Here is a 2393-nt window from a genome sequence, read left to right as displayed (position 1 = left end):
CGTCAGCGGCACGGTCAGTCCCCGCCACCGCCGCCCGCTGCCGATCTCCGCCACCGACGACGAACAGGCCGTGGCGGACCTCTGCGCGGCCACCGGCCAGACCCTCGACGGGGACCTGGCCCTGCTGCGCGACCCCGACCTGCGCTCCCTGCTGCTGCCGGCCCTGCGCGCCGACGTCTCCCTGATGACCCCGGACCCCGCACGGGAACCGGAACCCCTGCCGCTGCCCCTGACCGCGATCCGCGGCACCGACGACGCCCTGGTCCCCACCGCCCCCTGGCTGGACTGGGCCGCCTACACCTCGGAGCCGTTCCGCTCCCTCGACCTGCCGGGCGGGCACATGTACCTCGCGGACGACTGGGACACGATGTGGAAGACGGTGCGGGGACTCCTCTGAGCCACCGTGCCCACGAACCGCCCACGACAAAACCCCCCTGCCTGCATCACCGCAGGTCAGGGGGGTCTCGTATCTGTGGAGCCTAGGAGATTCGAACTCCTGACATCTGCCTTGCAAAGGCAGCGCTCTACCAACTGAGCTAAGGCCCCGGGCCACACCGAACGAGGGCAACGCCCAGCACGTCCGCGCCAGGGCTACCGTCGCAGACCAGAGTACCGGGTGACCCCCGTAATCCTCCAAAAGGATAGGGACTCCCCGTGGGCGACCACGCTCCGTAAGATGCTCGCAAGGTTCGCAGCAGCGAAGCCGCAGCGATGGGGAGACGCCATGGACGCAGCGCAACAAGAGGCGACGGCAAGAGCCAGAGAGCTTCAACGCAGTTGGTACGGAGAGCCGTTGGGGGCGCTCTTCCGCCGGCTGATCGATGACCTCGGCCTCAACCAGGCCCGGCTGGCCGCTGTCCTCGGGCTCTCCGCCCCGATGCTCTCCCAGCTCATGAGCGGCCAGCGGGCCAAGATCGGGAACCCCGCGGTGGTCCAGCGCGTCCAGGCCCTTCAGGAGCTGGCGAGCCAGGTGGCCGACGGCAGCGTCAGCGCGGGCGAGGCCACCGACCGCATGGAGGAGATCAAGAAGTCGCAAGGAGGCTCGGTCCTGACCGCCACCGGCCAGACCGGCTCCACCGGAGGCGCTCCCACCGTCCGCCGTGTGGTGCGCGAGATCCAGTCCCTGCTGCGGTCGGTCGCGGCGGCCGGCGACATCATCGATGCCGCGGACGCCCTCGCCCCGACCCACCCGGAGCTGGCAGAGTTCCTCAAGGTGTACGGAGCGGGACGCACCGCGGACGCGGTCGCGCACTACGAGGGGCACCAGAGCTAGGGCTTTCGTCCGGACGGCAGGCCGGAAGGACACGGGGGCCGGACACGGGCCGCGGCGGACGCCGCGGCACCACGGGAACGGGGAGCGGGCGCAGCACAATGGGTGAGGTCTTCGCCGGTCGGTACGAGCTGATCGATCCGATCGGACGCGGTGGGGTCGGGGCCGTCTGGCGGGCCTGGGACCACCGCCGCCGCAGGTACGTCGCGGCCAAGGTGCTCCAGCAGAGCGACGCGCACACGCTGCTGCGCTTCGTCCGCGAGCAGGCCCTGCGCATCGAGCACCCGCATGTGCTGGCCCCGGCCAGCTGGGCCGCCGACGACGACAAGGTCCTGTTCACCATGGACCTGGTGAGCGGCGGCTCGCTCGCCCATGTCATCGGCGACTACGGCCCGTTGCCCCCGCGCTTCGTCTGCCTGCTGCTGGACCAGCTGCTCTCCGGCCTCTCCACGGTGCACGCCGAAGGGGTGGTGCACCGCGACATCAAGCCCGCCAACATCCTGATGGAGGCGACCGGAACGGGCCGCCCGCATCTGCGCCTGTCCGACTTCGGCATCTCGATGCGCAAGGGCGAGCCCCGGCTGACCGAGACCAACTACGTGGTCGGCACGCCCGGTTACTTCGCCCCCGAGCAGATGATGGGCGCCGAGCCCGACTTCCCCGCCGACCTCTTCGCGGTCGGCCTGGTCGCGCTCTATCTCCTCCAGGGCCAGAAGCCCGACTCCCAGGCGCTGGTCGAGCACTTCGCCGAGCACGGCACCCCGAGCGCCCCCAACGGCATCCCCGAGCCGCTGTGGCAGGTCCTCGCCGGTCTGCTCCAGCCCGACCCGCACGCCCGCTTCCGCACGGCGACGGGCGCGCGCAAGGCCCTCACCGCGGCGGTCGAGATGCTGCCCGAAGCCGGCCCGGACGACGAGCCGGTGGAGGTGTTCGACCAGATCGGGCCGCTGCCCGAGGGGTTCGGCCCCGACGGGCCCGTAACCGCCCCGCAGCAGCCCGCGGAGCCCGCACCCGCCGCTCCACCGGCATCACCGGGGGCGCGCCGCGCGGGGGGGTCGGCGGGACCCCCGACCCGGCCGACGGGCGTTACACCCTCGCCGAACTCACCGAGGCGGGCTTCGAC

General features: G+C 71.9%; 3 protein-coding genes and 1 tRNA gene. 3 read left to right on the top strand and 1 reads right to left on the bottom strand.

Annotation, left to right across the window (positions count from 1 at the left end):
• Positions 1-397: thioesterase II family protein (locus tag JS521_RS35280; protein WP_372448646.1), on the top strand; the 397-nt coding region annotated here is incomplete at its 5' end.
• 76 nt (positions 398-473) lie between these two features.
• Here JS521_RS35280 and JS521_RS35275 read toward each other — a convergent pair.
• Positions 474-546 (bottom strand) — tRNA-Ala (locus JS521_RS35275).
• Between the two features lie 178 nt (positions 547-724).
• On the opposite strand from JS521_RS35275, the gene JS521_RS35270 reads away from it, so the two are divergent.
• Positions 725-1273 carry a helix-turn-helix domain-containing protein gene (locus JS521_RS35270; protein ID WP_205086932.1) on the top strand — a complete coding sequence of 183 codons (549 nt, stop codon included), beginning with the start codon at positions 725-727 and terminating at the stop codon, positions 1271-1273.
• A 98-nt stretch (positions 1274-1371) separates the two neighbouring features.
• Positions 1372-2393 (top strand): serine/threonine-protein kinase (locus tag JS521_RS35265; protein ID WP_239488274.1); only part of this gene is annotated, 1022 nt, incomplete at its 3' end.

Source organism: Streptomyces durocortorensis (assembly GCF_016901035.1).
GTDB classification, from domain to species: domain Bacteria; phylum Actinomycetota; class Actinomycetes; order Streptomycetales; family Streptomycetaceae; genus Streptomyces; species Streptomyces durocortorensis.
This window is presented reverse-complemented; position numbering and strand designations above follow the sequence as displayed.

Excerpts from the sequence above, each read along its gene's own strand:
- JS521_RS35270 (WP_205086932.1), top strand. The coding sequence starts at position 725 with ATGGACGCAGCGCAACAAGAGGCGACGGCAAGAGCCAGAGAGCTTCAA.